Annotated in this window: 21 protein-coding genes; 12 read left to right on the top strand and 9 right to left on the bottom strand. The window is 36.4% G+C overall.

Annotated features, from left to right (window positions below; genetic code table 11):
* Nucleotides 1-51 precede the first annotated feature (51 nt).
* A complete protein-coding gene (locus tag FNW07_RS04740) occupies nucleotides 52-507 on the bottom strand; it encodes a YciI family protein (protein WP_126743821.1) in 456 nt (151 codons plus the stop codon).
* Nucleotides 508-699: 192 nt separating this feature from the next.
* Here FNW07_RS04740 and FNW07_RS04735 point away from each other — a divergent pair, with 192 nt between their 5' ends.
* The 8 genes from FNW07_RS04735 (at nucleotide 700) to FNW07_RS04700 (ending at nucleotide 8,528) form a co-directional block, all read left to right on the top strand.
* On the top strand, nucleotides 700-2,853 hold the full coding sequence (locus tag FNW07_RS04735; protein ID WP_126743841.1) for a carboxypeptidase-like regulatory domain-containing protein: 2,154 nt from the start codon (nucleotides 700-702) through the stop codon (nucleotides 2,851-2,853).
* 130 nt (nucleotides 2,854-2,983) lie between these two features.
* Entirely contained in the window at nucleotides 2,984-3,631 is a 648-nt protein-coding gene (locus tag FNW07_RS04730; RefSeq protein ID WP_126743820.1) for a hypothetical protein, read from the top strand.
* Between the two features lie 71 nt (nucleotides 3,632-3,702).
* On the top strand, nucleotides 3,703-5,031 hold the full coding sequence (locus FNW07_RS04725; protein ID WP_126743819.1) for a 2TM domain-containing protein: 1,329 nt from the start codon (nucleotides 3,703-3,705) through the stop codon (nucleotides 5,029-5,031).
* Between the two features lie 2 nt (nucleotides 5,032-5,033).
* Complete coding sequence (locus FNW07_RS04720) at nucleotides 5,034-5,339, top strand: 2TM domain-containing protein (RefSeq protein WP_126743818.1); 306 nt, start codon at nucleotides 5,034-5,036, stop codon at nucleotides 5,337-5,339.
* A gap of 35 nt (nucleotides 5,340-5,374) precedes the next feature.
* Nucleotides 5,375-5,722, top strand: a complete 348-nt coding sequence (locus tag FNW07_RS04715; RefSeq protein WP_126743817.1) for a 2TM domain-containing protein — start codon at nucleotides 5,375-5,377, stop codon at nucleotides 5,720-5,722.
* A 70-nt stretch (nucleotides 5,723-5,792) separates the two neighbouring features.
* The gene (locus FNW07_RS04710; protein ID WP_370511490.1) at nucleotides 5,793-6,149 is read left to right on the top strand and encodes a 2TM domain-containing protein; all 357 of its coding nucleotides are present in this window, start codon (nucleotides 5,793-5,795) and stop codon (nucleotides 6,147-6,149) included.
* A gap of 95 nt (nucleotides 6,150-6,244) precedes the next feature.
* Nucleotides 6,245-7,732 (top strand): glycosyltransferase family 39 protein, encoded by a 1,488-nt coding sequence (locus FNW07_RS04705; protein ID WP_126743816.1) that lies wholly within the window; start codon nucleotides 6,245-6,247, stop codon nucleotides 7,730-7,732.
* Between the two features lie 40 nt (nucleotides 7,733-7,772).
* On the top strand, nucleotides 7,773-8,528 hold the full coding sequence (locus FNW07_RS04700) for a LytTR family DNA-binding domain-containing protein (protein ID WP_126743815.1): 756 nt from the start codon (nucleotides 7,773-7,775) through the stop codon (nucleotides 8,526-8,528).
* 93 nt (nucleotides 8,529-8,621) lie between these two features.
* Here the strand turns inward: FNW07_RS04700 and FNW07_RS04695 are convergent, their stop codons facing one another.
* Genes FNW07_RS04695 through FNW07_RS04675 form a run of 5 tightly spaced genes read right to left on the bottom strand, consistent with a single transcriptional unit; the run spans nucleotide 8,622 to nucleotide 12,907 of the window.
* The gene (locus tag FNW07_RS04695; RefSeq protein ID WP_126743814.1) at nucleotides 8,622-9,395 is read right to left on the bottom strand and encodes a CDP-alcohol phosphatidyltransferase family protein; all 774 of its coding nucleotides are present in this window, start codon (nucleotides 9,393-9,395) and stop codon (nucleotides 8,622-8,624) included.
* A gap of 54 nt (nucleotides 9,396-9,449) precedes the next feature.
* Nucleotides 9,450-10,472 carry a COX15/CtaA family protein gene (locus FNW07_RS04690; RefSeq protein ID WP_185964618.1) on the bottom strand — a complete coding sequence of 341 codons (1,023 nt, stop codon included), beginning with the start codon at nucleotides 10,470-10,472 and terminating at the stop codon, nucleotides 9,450-9,452.
* 12 nt (nucleotides 10,473-10,484) lie between these two features.
* On the bottom strand, nucleotides 10,485-11,903 hold the full coding sequence (locus tag FNW07_RS04685) for a CCA tRNA nucleotidyltransferase (protein WP_126743812.1): 1,419 nt from the start codon (nucleotides 11,901-11,903) through the stop codon (nucleotides 10,485-10,487).
* 23 nt (nucleotides 11,904-11,926) lie between these two features.
* Nucleotides 11,927-12,310 carry a GxxExxY protein gene (locus tag FNW07_RS04680; RefSeq protein WP_126743811.1) on the bottom strand — a complete coding sequence of 128 codons (384 nt, stop codon included), beginning with the start codon at nucleotides 12,308-12,310 and terminating at the stop codon, nucleotides 11,927-11,929.
* Between the two features lie 36 nt (nucleotides 12,311-12,346).
* Nucleotides 12,347-12,907: an L-threonylcarbamoyladenylate synthase gene (locus tag FNW07_RS04675; protein WP_126743810.1), complete on the bottom strand. Its 561-nt coding sequence runs from the start codon at nucleotides 12,905-12,907 to the stop codon at nucleotides 12,347-12,349.
* A gap of 156 nt (nucleotides 12,908-13,063) precedes the next feature.
* On the opposite strand from FNW07_RS04675, the gene FNW07_RS04670 reads away from it, so the two are divergent.
* Nucleotides 13,064-14,029 (top strand): glycosyltransferase, encoded by a 966-nt coding sequence (locus FNW07_RS04670; RefSeq protein WP_126743809.1) that lies wholly within the window; start codon nucleotides 13,064-13,066, stop codon nucleotides 14,027-14,029.
* 8 nt (nucleotides 14,030-14,037) lie between these two features.
* Here FNW07_RS04670 and FNW07_RS04665 read toward each other — a convergent pair whose 3' ends face one another.
* A complete protein-coding gene (locus FNW07_RS04665; RefSeq protein ID WP_126743808.1) occupies nucleotides 14,038-14,961 on the bottom strand; it encodes a glycosyltransferase family 2 protein in 924 nt (307 codons plus the stop codon).
* Nucleotides 14,962-15,759, bottom strand: coding sequence for a glycosyltransferase family 2 protein (locus FNW07_RS04660; RefSeq protein WP_126743807.1), 798 nt, complete (start codon nucleotides 15,757-15,759; stop codon nucleotides 14,962-14,964). It abuts the gene before it with no gap.
* 59 nt (nucleotides 15,760-15,818) lie between these two features.
* On the opposite strand from FNW07_RS04660, the gene FNW07_RS04655 reads away from it, so the two are divergent.
* From FNW07_RS04655 to FNW07_RS04645, 3 genes are all read left to right on the top strand, one after another.
* A complete protein-coding gene (locus tag FNW07_RS04655) occupies nucleotides 15,819-16,673 on the top strand; it encodes a hypothetical protein (RefSeq protein WP_126743806.1) in 855 nt (284 codons plus the stop codon).
* 14 nt (nucleotides 16,674-16,687) lie between these two features.
* Entirely contained in the window at nucleotides 16,688-17,449 is a 762-nt protein-coding gene (locus tag FNW07_RS04650; RefSeq protein WP_126743805.1) for a lipopolysaccharide kinase InaA family protein, read from the top strand.
* Nucleotides 17,450-17,511: 62 nt separating this feature from the next.
* Complete coding sequence (locus tag FNW07_RS04645; protein ID WP_126743804.1) at nucleotides 17,512-18,324, top strand: glycosyltransferase family 2 protein; 813 nt, start codon at nucleotides 17,512-17,514, stop codon at nucleotides 18,322-18,324.
* Here the strand turns inward: FNW07_RS04645 and FNW07_RS04640 are convergent.
* Entirely contained in the window at nucleotides 18,321-19,400 is a 1,080-nt protein-coding gene (locus tag FNW07_RS04640) for a glycosyltransferase family 9 protein (RefSeq protein WP_126743803.1), read from the bottom strand. The genes FNW07_RS04645 and FNW07_RS04640 overlap by 4 nt on opposite strands.
* Nucleotides 19,401-19,524 lie beyond the last annotated feature (124 nt).

Below are 19,524 nucleotides of genomic sequence, written 5' to 3'. Positions count from 1 at the left end.
ATTTGATGATTGCTTCGCCAGTTCGCTATTCTAGCTCGGGTGTTTATATAATTACATTTTAGTTTTTATAATTTTATCGTGTGTTTTAGGAACTGCCATTAATGCGGCACTGCAAAACCAAGGCGTAAGTTCGGCTTCAAATATATTTGCTTTTACGGCGGGATCGGTCGCAACTAAAGCTTGGGCTTCTTCAACAGTGCTGACATTGAAGATGAAAATGCCGCGGTAGTTTTTGTCATTTTTCATAAATGGACCGGCAACAATCAGTTTCCCCTCTTTTGCCAAACGGTTGATATTGGCCATATGACCTTCAAAGTATTTGGTTCTTTCTTCCGTGGTGGCTGTCGTATTGCTTCCTGTTTTGAGCAGGCAGAAAACATATGACTTCATTCCGTTATCGTTACCGCCTAATTCCTTGGCGAGTTTTTCGTCGTAAGAAGGATTCACTTGAGAAAAAAGTAGATTGCAACTACTTAAGGCGATCAGGAGGAAGAAAATGTTTTTCATTTGATTCGGATTTTAATCCAAAAATAGCAATGTATTTTGATAAAATGGCAACTAAAAACAATTCATCCCATAAAAATGACAGTTCAGTCAGAAGGATTTCTATATTGATATTTTCTGTAAGATATTTGCCTCATCAAAACAGACACAATGAAATCCAATCAACAAAAACACCAAACTGTTACAAAAGCCATGATGAATTTACTATTTACAGTTGCTATTTTTTTATTCTCCGTATCCCTTTTTTCGCAAAACACCATTTCCGGTAAAGTAGTCAATGAAAAAGGAATCGCCATATCGGAAGCCAACATTTTTATTGACGGTACCTATGACGGGGCAAACAGTGATGCCGATGGTAACTTCAGCTTTACCACATCAGCCACAGGAAAACAAACATTGGTAGTGACGTTCCTGCTTTCTGAAACTTCGAAAACAGTAATTGACGCAGATAATTTTCAAAACAAAACCGTCCGATTGAAAGACAATGTCAACGCGTTAGATGCGGTAATCATCACTGCCGGAAGTTTTGAAGCCGGAGACAAAGCCCGCGTTTCGGTACTAAAACCACTTGATATCGTCACCACTGCAGGTTCTTCGGGAGATATCGTGGCAGCTTTACAGACTTTACCAGGAACCCAGACAGTTGGGGAAAGCGGAAAACTGTTTGTCCGTGGAGGTGAAGCCGATGAAACACAAACCTATGTGGACGGAATCCGGGTAGCACAGCCTTATGGAGCAAGCACTGGTAATTTACCGACCCGTGGGCGTTTCTCTCCGTTCTTATTTAGTGGAATGTCTTTTTCTACAGGAGGTTATTCAGCCGAGTATGGAGAAGCCTTATCCAGCGTATTGTTATTGAATACACAAGATGATCCGGACCAGAATAAAACCGACGTTTCATTGATGACAGTTGGTTTAGGTTTGGGTAATACCCAAAAATGGCAAAAGAGTTCGTTCAGTTTCAATGCAACTTATATTGATTTGGCACCATATCAGGTGGCGATTCCGCAAAAAGTGGATTGGAACAGACCCTTTCAGTCACTTGCAGGGGAGAGTGTATACCGATATCATTTTGAAAGCGGTTTATTAAAAATATATGCTGCTTTTGATGCTTCGCGTTTTGATATTAATCAGCAAACGCCAAATGGACCGGACAAAATAAGGGTAAATCTGAAAAACAATAATTTTTATTTCAATACTTCGTATAAAGGAAAATTTGGAAGTAACTGGCAGATTATAACCGGATTGAGTTATGGTTATGGCGAGAATAATATCGCAATCGATTTGAATGGAGTGAAAAATATCGAAAACGCTTCCCATCTGAAACTGAAACTGAAAAAGAGCTTTTCAGACAGAATAAAAGTATCGTTCGGAGCTGATTATTTCAGTACCAGATTTGATGAAACCTACAATGAATATTCGGGACCGTCTTTTCAAAGTGGTTACGATGCAAACATCTCTGCCGCATACACGGAAGCGGATATATTTTTCTCTAAAAAATTCGCGGCGAAACTTGGCGTAAGAGCTTCAAATAATGACTTATTAGATGAAACTGTAGTTTCTCCAAGAGTTTCTTTAGCCTATAAAGTATCAAAAAATGGCCAGTTTTCATTTGCCTATGGTGATTTTATCCAATCCCCAAAACAAGACTATCTGAAATTTGCGGATCATCTGGACAGCGAAAAAGCGTCGCATTATATTTTGAATTATCAATATAGTAAAGATAGACAGACTTTCAGGGCAGAGGCGTATTTTAAAGAGTACCGTGATTTGGTAAAATATGATTCAGAAATGCCGTCTTTCGATAGTAACTTTAATAATAACGGAAAAGGATATGCTAAAGGACTGGATTTATTCTGGCGAGATGGGAAATCAATCAAAAATCTGGAATATTGGGTTTCCTATTCGTATATCGATACCAAAAGGGATTACAGAAATTATCCAACTTCCGTAACGCCGCATTTTGTTGCAGACCAAAGTTTGTCGCTGGTTACCAAATACTGGATCAACGACTGGAAGTCCCAGGTTAGTTTTACAAACAGTTTCAGTACCGGACGACCTTACAATAACCCGAACGAAACACAGTTCATGAATGGAAAAACAAAAACATACAATAGCTTAAGCATGAGTTGGGCATATTTGTTGTCGCAGCAAAAAATCCTTTATTTTTCGGTTTCCAATGTGTTAGGGTCTAAAAATATTTACGGATATGAGTATGCCAGTGCTCCGGATTCAAATGGAGTTTACAACCGACAAGCAGTGACGCCGACAGCCGACCGATTCTTTTTCGTAGGATTCTTTTGGACAATCAGCAACGATAAAAAGACCAATCAATTGGATAATCTTTAAAAATCACATTTCATCCATCAATTTCGACAGTTCAGTCAACATAAATTTTAAACCGCTGAGAACCATCATAAATTTGTCTCATCAAAATAGAATACCTTAAAACAATAACAAAACTTTAAAACAAACAATCATGAAGAAAGTAATTTTAGTATTAGCAATTGTAATTTCAAGTTTCGCACAAGCGCAACAATCAAAACAATCGCCAAAAGCTCCAGGGCAGTTCGAACAGGGAATGGGAAGTGCTTTCAAACTTTGGGGTGAAGGGAAAAATGCAGAAGCAGCAGCGATGTTTGAAAGAATTGCTGCAGCAGAACCGACCAGCTGGTTGCCAAATTATTATGTGGCATTGGTGAATACCACAACAGCTTTTAGAACAACCGATAAAGAAACGGTGAATGCCTTATTAACAAAAGCACAGTCAGCATTAGATATAGAAATTGCAAAAACCCCGAATAATGCAGAATTATTGGTGATGCAGGCAATGATTCACACGGCATGGATCGCATTTGACCCAATGACCAACGGTATGAAATTATCAGGAAAAGTGATGGAATTGTATACTAAAGCGCAAATGCTGGCACCAAACAACCCAAGAGTTGTATTCTGTAAAGCAGAATTTGAAATCGGTGGTGCCAAATATTTCGGAACTGACATCACCCCTAGCTGTAAAGAAGTGGAAAGAGCCATCGGTCTTTTTGCTACATTTAAACCTGAAACTCCTTTCTCTCCAAAATGGGGATTGGACAGAGCTCAGGAAACATTGAAAAACTGTAAATAAAAAAAAGTCTGTTTCTAAATCATGCCTTAGAGAAACTAAATGTATAATTTTAACTGTTTAAAAATTGAACAATGTCTATAAAACCGCATTTAATTAAAGCTTTATTTATTGGAGGAACTATTTTTTTGACCTCCCTTTTAATTGAATTTGTTTCTGTTGGAACTAAAGTTTTTAACTCCCAGTTATACGTTTATTTTCTTTATTGCATGCTCTATAGTGCTGCTTTATATGCTGTTAATGCCCTGTTGTTTTTGTATTTGGATAAAATATTTAAAAGCAATATTTATTCTCTTAAACGAATAGTAGTGGGATTTATCAGTTCCTTTTTTGTCTCATTATTGATGATTTTTTTGCTGCGGATATTTATAAACGTACTTATAGAGAAAAACACATTGGCGAATTTTTTAGCAAAGGAAAGTCCTTCTGATTATGTAGAATCGTCTGTTTTCACTTTCATCATTTTGTTGGGATTTCATGCTTTGCATTTTTACAAACAGATGCAGGACAAAAAAGTCAAAGAACAAAAAATAATAGCGGGAACGGCTTCGGCTAAATTTGAAAGCCTTAAGAATCAAATTGATCCTCATTTCTTATTCAATAGCCTGAATGTATTGAGTTCATTGATTGAAGAAAACCCTGAAAATGCACAACGGTTTACGACCTCTCTGTCTAAAATTTACCGATATGTTCTGGAGCAAAAAGACAAAGATCTGGTTAGTGTTGAAGAAGAACTGACGTTTGCCAAGACCTATATGAACTTACTGAAAATGCGTTTTGAAAACAGTTTGTTTTATGAATTGCCCGAAACGATTTCCAATCCGGAAGCCAAAGTAGTGCCGCTTTCTTTGCAATTATTGCTGGAGAATACCGTAAAGCACAATGTAGTCAGCGAAAAAAGACCCTTGCACATCCGGATTTATGAAAAAGGCGACTATCTGGTGGTTGAAAATGATTACCAGAAAAAAGAAGTATTGCAGGAACGACAGGGTGTTGGACTTCAAAATATCATCAGCCGATATGCAATTCTGACAGACCGCAAGGTGAACATCAATCAAAATGATGAGATGTTCTCGGTTTATTTGCCAATGTTAACCAAACAAGTACAAATTATGGAAACAATTAAAATAACTGACGATACGGCTTATTACAGAGCAAAAAAGAGAGTGGAAGCCCTCAAAGGATTTTACGGTAGTTTACTCTCTTATTGTTGTGTCATTCCGGTATTAATTTTTATAAATTATCGAACGTCTTCTTTTCAATGGTTTTGGTTCCCCATGTTTGGTTGGGGATTCGGATTAATCATGCACGGATTTGGTGTTTTTGGTTACGGCCGCAATTGGGAAGAGCGAAAAATTAAGGAATTCATGGAAAAGGAAGATAAAAAACAAAATTGGAAATAATTATGGAAAGCAATTATCAAAACGAAGAACGCTTTAATAAAGCGAAAAAAAGAGTGGAAGCCATCAAAGGATTCTACGGGAACTTAACATCATATCTTGTTGTAAATATTGGGCTTTTAATTATAAATTTAGTGACATCGCCAGAGCATTTATGGTTTTATTGGCCTATGATTGGTTGGGGAATAGGAGTGGTGATTCACGGAATGAAAGTCTATAATTATTTGCCATTTCTGGGAAAAGACTGGGAAGAACGCAAAATGAAAGAATTTATGGAAAAAGAAAAAGAACAAAAAGATTCTTGGAAATAATCCAACATATAGGTTAATCACTAAATAATTAAAGAATGAGAAACAGACAAAGCTGGGATTTTGATAAATACCAATATCAACCCGAGAATGCATATGAAGCAGCAGAAAGAAAAGTAAAAAGACTGAAAGGATTTTATACACATTTAGTGATCTATTTGTGTGTTAATATCATTATTGTATTTATAAATTTTGATGATTTAGCACCAGGAGAAAGTTATTTTAAAATGGAAAATTTCTATACTGCATTTTTCTGGGGAATTGGACTTTTAATAAATGGATTGAGTGTGTTCGGGAATTTGTATTTTTTTGGAAGAGATTGGGAAGAGCGTAAAATGAAGGAATTTATGGAAAAAGAAACCATAGAGAAAGATTCTTGGAAATAATGAAATTGGATTTAAAATTAAGAATCTTACGGTTACAGTTTTAAATTAATATCACTTAATAATTGACAAAATGGGAAGAAGATATAAATCGGATTTTGATGAACATCAACCCGAAGATAAATATGCCGCAGCAGAAAGAAAAGTAAAAAGACTGAAAGGGTTTTATACCCATTTAATCGTCTATTTATGTGTTAATATTTTTATTGTGTTTGTAAATATTAATAATCTGGATCCAGGGGAGAGTTATTTCAAAATGGAAAATTTCTTTACCGCCTTTTTCTGGGGTATTGGATTAGCAGCACATGGATTGAGTGTTTTTGGTCATATTTTTTTTTTTTGGAAGCAATTGGGAAGAGCGCAAAATAAAAGAATTCATGGACAAGGAGAAAGACAACAAATGGGAATAATTGGTATCCTTATACGCTGAAAATTGTTAAAAGACAATGTATGTTTGTAAGGATTAGTTTAAAAAACCATCTATTTTTGTGTACAAAATCAAAAATTAATAAAAAACACTCTCACTTGAAAAAATATTATCCGCTCGTTGGTATACTACTCCTTGTTAAACTTGCAATCCATTTAATAGGAAACCGAAATTATGGCTTTCACCGCGATGAGTTGCTTCATTTATCAACAAGCGAACATTTAAGTTGGGGTTATTTTGAATTCCCACCGTTTATAGCCTTAATCGGCAAAATCGCTCATCTGTTTTTTGGATATTCATTATCGGGTGTTCGTTTTTTTTCGACTTTGGCAGGACTTGGTGTTCTTTGGATTTGTTGTCTGATTGCAAAGGAATTAGGAGGCAAAGGCAAAGCAATTTTATTGGCAGGCGTGGCTGTAATAGCATTTCTTCCGTTTTTTCGGAACCACACGCTGTTTCAACCCGTGGCTTTTGATCAGTTTTTCTGGACTTTGGGTTTTTACTTTTTAATAAAATACTTCAAAACCAAACACGCGAAATTTCTTGTCTTTCTTGGTATTGCAGCCGGTTTGGGCCTGATGAACAAATACACGATCCTAGTCTGGGGAATCGGAATTGCAGCCGGATTATTATCCTATGAAAAAGCATCAGTTTATAAGAATAAATGGCTTTATATTTCCGTATCAATTGCCTTTGTGATTTTCCTGCCGAATATCCTCTGGCAATATCAACATCATTTTCCACTGTTCATGCATTTGCAAAAGCTGAAAGAAAGCCAGTTGGACGAAATTGGGCCTTATGATTTTGTTATAGACCAAATAAAGCATCCTTTTACTTTTATCCTAAGTATGATCGGATTGATAGCATATTTCAGGGATGAGGATTTAAAAAAATACAAATCCATTGGCATCACCACGTTGGTCATATTTGCACTTATGTGGATCATGCAATCTAAAAGCTATTACTTCTTCGCTATTTATCCCGTGTTATTTGCCGCAGGAGCGGTTAAAATTGAAAAATGGCTGCAAACTAAACCGAATTGGAATTATGCGGTAATTGCTGTTTTGCTGATTGCGATGCCTTTTCTGCCTGAGGCAATTCCTGTCTTACCGATTGAGTCGTATGTTGAATTTGCCGATTTAAAATCGGATAAAAATGGCCGCATCGAACTTAATGATGATTATGCGGATATGTTTGGATGGGACGAGCAAGTGAAGTTAGTGGATAGTTTATACCAATCTTTACCGGATGACGATAAAAAACATTGCATGATCTGGGCCGAAAATTATGGTGAAGCCGGCGCAATAAAGATTTTAGGGGAAAATTATCAGCTTCCCGACCCAGTTTGTGCCCACGGGAGTTTTTGGACCTGGGGACCTGGAAAGACCGATAATGCAATTTGCATCAGTATTGGTAACGAAAAAGAATCTGTTGATAAGGTATTTGAAGAACGTATACTGATTAAAATGATTACCCATAAATATGCGATCGACGAAGAGAACAATATTCCGGTATACATTTGTCGCAAGCCAAAAATCAATCTGAAAAAAATCTGGCCTACGTTAGAAAAAAACGTATTTGATTAAGAATATAAAACTTCATCCGCAACCAAAAATCAAAATAACCATGACCACGATTATAATCGAAGACGAAAAACCAGCGGCAAGACTGTTGCAGAGAAAACTCGAAAAACTGAATATTGAAGTGGAAGTGATGCTTCATTCTGTCGAAGAATCTTTGGACTGGTTTTCTAAAAATGAACATCCCGATCTGATCTTTTTGGACATCCAATTATCTGATGGATTATCATTTGAAATATTCGATAAAATCGAAATAAAAAGTGCCGTAATTTTCACAACCGCATATGATGAATATGCATTGCGTGCTTTCAAACTGAACAGCATTGATTATCTTTTGAAACCGATTGATGAGGATGATTTGGAAATTTCGATAAACAAATTTAAAGCCCGTTTGCCAAAACAGGAATCCCTTCAGTTGGATTTTGACCAGATCAAAAAAATGCTTTCGAACCCATTTGAGAAAAATTATAAAAAGCGATTTACGGTAAAGATAGGGCAGCATTTAAAAGTGATTCAGACCGATGAAATCGAATGTTTTTTTAGCGAAAATAAGGGCACTTATATTCATACTTTTGACAACCGAAATTACTTAATCGAAAGCACTCTGGAAGTTTTGGAACAGGAAATGGACCCGAAAGATTTCTTCCGCGTAAGCCGTAAATTCCTCATTCCGCTGAAGGCGATTAAGGAAATTGTTTTGTACAGCAACTCCCGATTGAAGGTGATTTTGCCGTCTTATAACGACGATGAGGTTATCGTAAGCAGGGAAAAAGTGTCTGATTTCAAGACTTGGATTGGATAATTTTATAATTGAATTAATGAATTACATAGATTGTCTTAAGTGATTCGTATTTAAGTTTTTAAGCAGACTGCATAGATTATCTCTATGGTACTTTTAAGCCTTAATTACCGTCTTTCTGATGGCAATCAAAACAAAAATGAGGACGGAGTATCCAATAAAAAAAGGAATGATGTATTCAATCCAATTCATCGGTAACATGACGGCGATAATCAATAATTGGAATCCCAATCCGTACATCGAAAGTAATGTCATAAACCAATTTGGAAATGTTTTTACTTTGTAGGCATCGTTGTCCAAAGTGTGAATTATTTTGTCAAAACCCCCATAAACAATCGTGTAAATTTTAAACAAAAAATCAACTGATTTTTGACTTTCTCCAGGCAATGCTTTGGGCGATTTGTACTCAAAAATTTTACTGGTAGAATCTCCTCCGACAGATTTATTTCTTAAAATAACATAGTAATAATTATACAAAGTTCCCTGCAGCTGAATACAGAAAAATGCAAATAGGGTAATATAAAAAGAGGTTTTCGAAACATAACAGATTGCCATCAAAAACAAAAAATTGAGAATGATATCAAAAATACTGTCAAGGTATCTCCCGGTGTAAGAAGGTGTGTTTTTCACTCGGGCCAGCTCTCCATCGGCACCATCAATAATCGATTTTAATATGATAAAAAAGCCTGCCGAAAAGTAGTGATTTTGTAAAATACAGTAGAGTGCAATCAGTCCCGAAATTCCAAAAAGAAAGGTTACATGAATAGGAGTGACCCGCGTATTTTTTAATTGGTTGGCAAATAAAATTGCTAATGGACGTCCATAATCTGATAAATCGACAAATTTGTCGGAAGCCGCAAGTTTAGACATTTAGGTTCTTGGAACAAGGAAATGCGACAATATAGTCTTTTGTAAAAATAGTGATTATTTTGATAATCGGTGCAGATTGAAAGTCATTGCTGATAGTAGAAAGAAAGCACTAATCTGATGCGCTAATCCCAACCACAACGGAACGCCGTACAACAAGGTGAAAACCCCTAAAATAAACTGAACAAACACCAATGCCAAAAGGATGTGGATTCCGTTCTTTTGTACTTTCGTCAAAGTGAATTCTCGGCTTTTAAAATATAAGTAAGCAATAAATCCTACAACCACATAGGCTAATGTTCTATGGATAAACTGGACACCACTTTTGCCTTCTGTGAAGCTTAAAAACCAATTATCCTGCTCGAGGAATACGCTTTCATGGATAAATTGACCATCGCTCATCAAGGGCCAATGATTGTGGATTAAACCGGCATTTAAACCCGCAACAAACCCTCCGTAAATAATCTGTATCAATAAAAATACCAATGAAACCCTTGCAATGGTGCGTAATGAATTTTCTATGGCAACTCTTTCCGGATAAATCAGGTCCAACGCAACCCAAAGGGTGTAAGCAAAGGTGATAAACGCAAAAGTCAAATGCAATGATAATCTGAAATGGCTCACATCCGGATTGTCAATCAGTCCGCTTCTAACCATAAACCATCCTAAAAATCCCTGAAAAGCGCCCATTCCCAATAAGATGGCGCACTTTTTAATCGTAGCTGCAGAAAGTCTTTTCTTAATAAGGAAATAGACAAAAGGAACTACAAATACCAATCCGATGATTCTTCCGATGAAACGGTGAAACCATTCCCAGAAGTATATGAATTTATAATCACTTAACGTAAAATCATTATGGATGTTGATTTTTTGATATTCTGGAAACTTTTTATATTGTTCAAAAGCTTTTTCCCATTTTGCATCTGTTAAGGGAGGGAACGTATCGGTAACCAAATGCCAGTCGGTCATCGAAAGCCCGGAGTTGGTCAATCGGGTAATTCCACCCACAACAACCATCATAAACAATAAAACACAACCGGATAGCAACCAAATAATTACAGATTTATCTTTTTTCATCACGTGAAGAATAGTTTACTTTACACTTGTGAGCCCTAGTTTACCGGCTCTTTTCATCATAAATTCATACGCGGCATCATACTCATTCGGGATTTCGCCTTCTAAAATTGCTTCTTTAATAGCTTCTTTCAGTACACCGATTTCACGGGATGGCTTCAGGTTAAAGATTTCCATGATTTCCTCGCCGGTAATAGGCGGCTGAAAATTACGGACCTGATCACGCTCTTCAACTTCCACGATTTTCTTGCGGACGATTTCAAAATTCTGATGGTATTTCTTGAATTTAGTCGGGTTTTTAGTGGTAATATCCGCTTCACATAATGTCATTAGATCTTCCACATCCTCTCCGGCGTCAAACACCAAACGACGCACAGCAGAATCCGTAACCGTATCCTGAGATAATACAATCGGACGGGAACTCATCGTGACCATTTTTTGTACAAATTTCATTTTTTGGTTCAAAGGCATGTGCAGGCGTTCGAATATTTTTTTCGCCATTTTACCACCTAGAAACTCGTGTCCGTGAAAAGTCCAGCCTTGCTTTTTGTTAAAACGCTTGGTCGGTGCTTTCCCGATATCGTGCAACAATGCGGCCCATCGAAGCCAGACATCATTAGTATTTGGAGAAATATTGTCAACTACTTCCAAAGTATGATAGAAGTTGTTTTTATGGGTATGTCCTTCAATTTCTTCGACCTGATTCAAGGCAGTCAATTCGGGCAGGATAATGTCTAAAAGACCGGTTTTGTACAACAGCAAAAATCCAACGGAGGGGGTTTCGGTCAAAAGGATTTTATTCAGTTCATCCACAATACGTTCTCCGGAAATAATATTAATCCTTTCCTTGTTTTTTGCAATCGAGTCCAGTGATTTTTGATCAATTTCAAAATGCAGCTGATTCGCAAAACGGATGGCGCGCATCATTCGTAACGGATCATCCGAATACGTAATATCGGGGTCAAGCGGGGTTTTGATAATTTTATTTTCCAAATCGGCAAGTCCGTTAAAAGGATCGGACAAATCGCCAAAATTGTTCGGATTTAATGATAACGCCAACGCATTGATGGTGAAATCCCTGCGATTCTGGTCGTCTTCCAAAGTTCCGTTTTCAACTACCGGATTCCGGCTTTCGAAATGATACGATTCTTTTCGGGCTCCTACAAACTCGATTTCGGTATCTTCAAAACGCAACATTGCTGTTCCATACGTTTTGAAAACCTGTACTTTTGGTTTTTTGGGAAGCAATTCGGAAACTTTTAAGGCCAATTCGATTCCGCTGCCGACAGCAACAATATCGATATCTTTTTTGTTGCCTCTTTTTAAGAGCAAATCCCTGACAAAACCGCCAATGACGTAGCTTTCGATGTTCAGCTCTTTGCTGGCTTGTGAAATGACTTCAAAAATTTTATTATGTAAGGCTGATTTGTAATTCATAATTTTTACCGCAAATTCGCAAATTAATTTTTTGAACTTATGATGCGTTTGTATTCTAAAGAGACTAAATTGAAATTAGCAAGTATTGCCAATTTGTTTTTAGAGACTTTTAAATAATTTAAACATTGGTTATAATGGCTGTTATTGAAACAATCGACGGTTTTTATTTCGAGAATAATTTTATCATAAACTACAAAGTCTGCATAAAATTTATGTTTTAAAGTGGTCTCTTTATGATTAACAGAAAACTCTTTTTCTCGTTGATATGAAATGTTTTGTTGTTGCAATTCATATTCAATAGCATCTTTATAGACTATTTCAGAAAAACCTTTTCCGAGATTTTTATGCACTTCAAATAGAATCCCTACTATTGTGTAATTTTCATCTTTATAAATATATTCTTCCATAAAAGCTAGAAATAATTCGCGAATTTGCGGTAAAAACTATTTCCGAATGACTTTTACCTGATTGTCATTCGTCAATTTAATAATTGTAGATGGGTTTCCTCCAATTTTATCGTGGTGCAAATTTACAACATAGTCAACACCTTTTATAATCTCCGGACTAATTTCTTTAAAACTTTTCGGGGTCGGCTGACCGGATATATTTGCTGATGTAGAGACCAATGGCTTTCTCATCTTTTCCATTAATTTGAAGCAAAACGGCTCCTTCACAATTCGGATTCCTAAAGTATTATCGGCTGCGATTAAATTCGGCGCCACATTACGCGGCTGATCCAAAATCAGGGTCGTCGGTTTTTCGGATAAATCAATAATTTGCCATGCTGTTTCCGGAATTTCCTTGAAAACATTGTACATCATTTTTTCGCCATTCATCAGCACAATCATACTTTGGGTTTCGGCCCGCTGTTTCAATTTGTAGATTTTGGCTACCGCTTCCGGATTTGTGGCGTCACAGCCAATACCCCAAACGGTATCCGTTGGATAGAGAATGATGCCGCCTTCCCTGATGACTTCGTAGGCGTTATGGATTTCCTGATTCATTATATTTGGTATTGAAGTTCGTTTTGTGCCGAACACGAGGGCAAAGATAACAAATATGAAATTAGCCTCTGAATAATGATTTGACATTAATTTCCGAAAAACAAAGTTTATATTTGCCGTTCTATAATTTGGTTGATAATTTCAAAACCCTTTAATATGAAAATCATTTTTCACGAAAACCAATTGTCCTATCGCGGCACCTCGAATGCGGTTTATAATTATGCGCTTTTCAATGAAGAGATTTTAAAGAACGAATCTGTTATTCTTTACAATAAAAACAACAAGCAAAATTTCGATTTGGCTGTCGAGCGTTTCAAAAAAAGATTCAAAGTTATCGGATATAATGACCCAAAGGAATTGGAGAAAATTGTGAAGAAGGAAAAAGCGGACCTTTTTTATGCGATAAAGGCAGGAAAAAAAGACGGCATTGAGGTTTCCAACTGTAAAACAGCCATACATACCGTTTTTAAATATTATGAGCCGCACGGTGATGTCTACGCGTATGTGTCCGAATGGCTTTCAGAGGAAATGACAGGAGGGAAGTCGCCTTTCGTTCCGCATATGATTCATGTGGAGAAAACCGATCTGAACCTTCGCAAAGAATTGAATATTCCGGAAGATGCTATTGTTTTTGGGCGTCACGGCGGTGATAAAACCTTTGATTTGAAATTCGTAAAAAAAGTAATAAAGCAAATTTCCAGAAAAAGAAAAGACATCTATTTTGTGTTTTTGGGGACCAATTCGTTTGTTTTCAAAAACATTTTCAGGCCTTATTTAAACGTTATCTTTTTACCAACGAATATTGATGACATCTATAAATCAAAATTCATTAATACCTGTGATGCATATCTCCACGCCAGAAAACAAGGTGAGAGTTTTGGAATAGCGATTGGAGAATTTTCGGTTTCCAATAAACCTATTATTACCTGGGCAGATTCTGAAGAAAAATCACATATCGATATTTTGGGAGATAAGGCCATTATATACAAAGACAAGAACGACCTGACTGCTATTCTGGAAAATTTTGCCCCGAATCCAAATGCGGATTGGGATGCGTATTCGCAAGAATTTGGACCTCAAAAAGTAATGGAAAAATTTAAAACCGTTTTTATAGACGGATAATCATCCAATTATAAATGTACGATGCGTTGTTTCATTTTTAATGATTTGGACAATGGCGCCCCAGTCAAAAACAGGACGAATAAAGGCCAGTTTTTAGGTTTGAAAATATTGCTAAAAAAGTATTTCACCGTAAGGAACAGCAATACTATTTTGTGTCCAAAATATCCGTAATGCTTTCTCATAATGTACAACAACGAGATTTTTAATTCCTTTTTGATAGCTAAAGAACGTTCTGTACTGGCACCATGGAAATGAATGAATTCTGCTTCCGGCACCAAATAGGCAAACTTGGATTGATTGGCCAATCGGATGCACAAATCGGTTTCCTCATAATACAGGAAAATGTTCGTATCAAAACCACCGATGGCATTGAAATCTGTCGCCCTGACAAACATAAAACTGCCGGGAACAAAATTTACCTGTACCGGTTCCGTATATCTTTTTTTACGTTTTGGGTATTTTTTCGGATTTGTGATTTCTAAAAATTTCCTTCCGATGATTTCTCTTGCCGGTGAAGCAAAATGGTCCAGCGAAATCATAAAATCGCCATTTTCCTTGAATGCCTGCGCGCCGGCAATTCCGATTTCCGGATTAGCATCTAAAGTGGTCTTAAGAATGGACAAACAATCGTTAATCAATAAAGTATCATTGTTTATGAACGCCAGATAATAAGCATTCGCATATTGCGCACCGTACATATTTCCTCCGCCAAATCCAGTGTTGATATGGTTACGGTGTAATTGCAAATTGGGAATGGTATCAGTATCACAAAAAGATTTGAGTTTCAGGTAGTCTTCTTTTTCAGAGCAATTATCGGTGATGATAATTTGATAGCGAAGGTTTTTTGAGGTTTTTTCAATGATCGAACGAATACAGTTAATCGTGTGTTCGCTTGAATTATAATTGATTAAAATTACGGCTATGTCAAACATTTATAAGTATTGATTGATGCCTTTTTCAATAAAGGTCAGTTTCTTTTCAGTGGTTTCTCTCTCGATTTCGTTGTTGATTTCGATATGGCTTTTGGATTGTTCCTTGTGATAGATATGATACGCAATTCCGGCATTTTTAAGGCGTTTACCCTTTATCCCGAGGTTATGAAGACGCTGAATCATTTCTGAATCATCAATTCCCCAACCGACCAACGATTCATTGAAACCATTGATTTTGATAAAATCCGATCTCCAGAAAGACATATTGCAGCCTCTTAGTTTAGAAGAACGTTTATCCACAATTTTGGCAAACTTCATCAAAAAAGGAAATCGTAATGTTCGGCCTCGTTTTTTAATGCCTTTCGAAAAGAAATTGAAGTGGATTATTTTTCTGGAAAACAGATCCGGTAGAATTTGCTTTTGGATGTTTACTCTTGAACCAAATAAGTAAAGTCCTTTATCAGCAAATGTCAAATGGTCTTCGACAAAATGCCTGTTCATGATAATATCACCGTCAATTTCGATAATGTAATCGTATTTGGCTGCGGCAATAGCGGCATTCATGATTTTTGGCTTCCGGTTTTTAATATCTTCATGCCAAATATGAATTAACGGGACGGGGAATCTCTTTTGAAAATGTTCGATTAACTGCTTGGTATCTTCTCTCGAACCATCATCTGCAATTAGCACTTCGTTTGGTAAAACCGTCTGATTCATTGCACTGAATAATAACAATTCTAATGCTTCAGGCCAATTATAAGTGGGCGTTACCAATGAACACGAAGGTAGTTTTTCCATAGTTTTTGATTAATGAGGCAAGTTAATATTATTTTTTATATTTGTGAAAAATATTCTCCATGGTTTATGATTGCTTTCCTTTCTTCAATGAATTAGACATCTTAGAAATTAGACTTAATGAACTGAATGATGTAGTTGACAAATTTGTGTTGGTTGAAGCTGACAGGACGCATCAAAATCTCCCAAAGCCATTTGTTTTTGAAGAAAATAAAGAACGGTTTTCCAAATTCCTTCATAAGATTATCCATGTGAAAATCACTAAATATCCATTATTTATACCAATCATTAACCGATTTTCCTCTTGGAAATTAGAAATCTTCCAAAGAGACTCGATTCTTAAAGGATTGGTCAATTGCAAACCGGATGATATTATTTTAATCTCTGATCTTGATGAAATTCCGGATGCAGCTGTCATTAAAAAATTAGTATCAAAAGGTGTTCATGAAATCTATGGGCTGAAAATGGACATGTTCATGTATTTCCTCAACAACAAACTCATTTTCGACGGAGGAAGTAACATGACAAAAGAGGAAGCTAAAAACGGAATATGGCATAGTACCGCAGTGTTGCCATATAAACTGTTGAAAAAAACGCCGTCTAAAATCCGCAAGATTATTATGCGAACCAAAAGAAGGGGAGAAGTGTATAAAATCATTCCAAATGCAGGGTGGCATTTTACCTATATCGGTGGCGTTAAGAAGATTATTGCAAAATTGGAAGCATTCGCACACACTGAATATAATTTGGAAGAATACAAAGACGAAAAAAATATTTTGGAATTAATCCAAAACGGGAAAGACCTTTTTGGACGTGACCTGGAGTTCGAAATAATGAACGGAGATTATAATTTCCCAAAATACCTCAAAACGGATGAAGGCCGTAACAAGTTTAAGGAGTTCTTCTTTTCAAAATAATTTATTCAAAAAATATGACATTCCACTTTAAGCGAAACCCTTTGGTGCCACAAAAAGCAGTTATGGATCTGATAGCCAATTTCCAGACTGAAGGCAACTTGTTTGGAGATGGTAAAAGAAATAAAATCAAACTTTTTGAAGTCCACGGAAAAACTATTAATATCAAATCGTTCAAAATTCCGAATCTGATTAACAAAGTTGCTTACAAATATTTCAGAAAATCAAAGGCCCGACGCTCATTTGAATATGCCAATATTCTGCTTGAAAACGGCATCGGAACACCGGAACCCATTGCTTATTTTGAAAATTCCACTTTGGCGGGACTCAAAGACAGCTACTATGTCAGCGAACATCTGAAATGTCACCTGACCTATAGGGAATTAGTGGAAATTCCGGATTATCCGGATCGTGACACTATTTTGCGCCAGTTTACCCGTTTCTCATATACTTTGCATCAAAAGGGAATCGAATTTATGGATCATTCTCCCGGCAATACGTTAATTAAAAAAACGATTTCTGGAAACTATGAATTCTTTTTGGTGGATTTGAACCGCATGCAATTTCATAAGACGATGCCTTTCGATGTTCGGATGAAAAACTTATGCCGACTTACACCACACAAGGAAATGGTAGCCGTAATGAGTAACGAATATGCTAAAGTCTCCGGAGAGCCGGAAGGACTTATTTTTCAGACACTGTGGAAAATGACCACTCATTTTCAACATCGTTTTTACAGAAAGAAAAGATTAAAAAAGAAATTGAAGTTTTGGAAGTAATATTTCTGAAAAAAATGTATTTTTCACTTCTCAATAGTTTCAATGAAACTAGATAATATCAGATGAAAGTTTCAGTAATTATTACGACGTATAATGCAGAAGAATGGTTGCGAAAAGTCCTCATTGGATTTAGCGTCCAGACCGAAACTGATTTTGAAATCGTAATTGCCGATGATGGTTCTACATCTAAAACCAAGGAATTACTGACTGATTTTAAATCCCACTTCAAACATCCGATAGTACACGTTTATCAGGAAGATCGTGGTTTTCAGAAATCACAAATCTTAAACCGAGCTATTTTAGAATCACATTCCGAGTACCTTCTTTTTACTGACGGGGATTGCATTCCGAGAAAAGATTTTGTGGCCACGCATTTAAAATTTCAGGAAAAAGGCTATTTCCTTTCGGGTGGCTATTTCAAATTATCGATGACCATTTCTGAACTCATTTCGGAGGAAGACATTAACACCCAAAATTGTTTTCACCTAAGCTGGTTGAAAACCAATGGATTTAAGACGAATTTCAAAAGCAGTAAATTAACAGAAAGCAAATTGTTTGCCCGTTTCATGAATTGGATAACCCCAACCAAACGTTCGTGGAACGGTCATAATTCTTCGGGATTCAAAAGCGATATTATTGCAGTGAACGGATTCAATCACGAAATGAAATACGGCGGACTGGACAGGGAATTGGGAGAACGTTTATTCAACAACGGATTGCTTTCCAAACAAATCCGCTATAGTGCCATCTGCCTGCATCTGGATCACGCCAGAGGATATTCAAGCCCTGAAATCTGGCAGAAAAACAACGCCATCAGAAGCTACAATAAAAAGAATAAAATCGTTAAGATTGAAAACGGGATTGACACTCTTTAGCTTTTCAAAAAGCCCAAATCCCTAAAATATTGTTTTAATTTTTCCAGGATTAACTCCAGAGGATATTCATCAAAGTATTTGAAAGTATGCTCCTTGATGTATTTCTCGTCGTGCTGCTCGTAAATTTCCGGTTTTAAGTCTTTCAGGTGAATGGAAAGATTCTCCTTTTCGTTTTCAAAAATCTGCCACGTTTCCTTATCTACAGATGGAGAAAAAAGTGAAAACGTAGGAACGCTTAGCGCTTTGGCCATATTTACCGAACCACCTTCATTGCCAATCAGCATCGAACATTGCGAAAGCAACGCCAAAAATGGTCGTAATCCTTCGCTGTACAAGTCAAAGTGAATGTTTTTCTGGGTTTCGGTTTTACAAAAATTATAGATTTTTAACGCATCTTCTTTTTGTGACGGAATATAATTGAAAATGATATCGGCATTGAGTTGTTCGACGGTGAAATCAATGATTTTTGCCATTTTGTCCAAAGGATACGTTTTGTACCATTCGCTTCCTAAAATACCAAACATCACTAAAGGCTTTGTTTCTTCCTGAATACCAAATCTTGCCAATAATTTTTTAGCTTCCTCGATTTCAGCTTCTGTCAAAAAGACTTTCGGTTTATAGTCGGTAATCGGTTCTTTAATCAAAGGTTTTAAAAGCATCAGTCGGTTATCGATTGCAAGTCCCAATTCTGATTTTGTACCGTTCTTCAATCGTTTCAAAGTATGGTTGTAAAACAGATTGGAATACCCTTTATCATAAGAAATTTTATATTTGGCACCGGAAAATAGCGTAATCAGATTGGTTTCCAATTTACTGTAGGCATCAATCACGACATCATATTTTCTTTTTCGGATGCCCGAAATGAACTTCATTAATTGAGGATAGGATTTTCTAACATCCTGTTTCAGAACAATGATCTCGTTAATATTGGGATTCTGCAACAAAACATCCACACAATTTGGATAACACATATAATCAATTGCAGCATCCGGATAAAACTTTTTAAGGTTGTTGCTCAAAATCGTACTGGTTAATACATCCCCAATTCTTTTCTGCTGTATGACTAATATTTTCATGGATTCCCAATTTATTTCGATGCGCTAAATTACAAAGTATTTCAGGAAGCTCAAGATGCAAAATTGAAATAAGGGAAAAATTTGCTGTAAAAGTCCTATTTTTGCATTTCAATAAATTCAATTC

Origin of the sequence: Flavobacterium sp. GT3R68, from assembly GCF_007109225.1 — a bacterium.
Classification (GTDB): domain Bacteria; phylum Bacteroidota; class Bacteroidia; order Flavobacteriales; family Flavobacteriaceae; genus Flavobacterium.
Note: the sequence above shows the minus strand (reverse complement) of the source record. Positions and strands in the feature narration are given on the sequence as shown.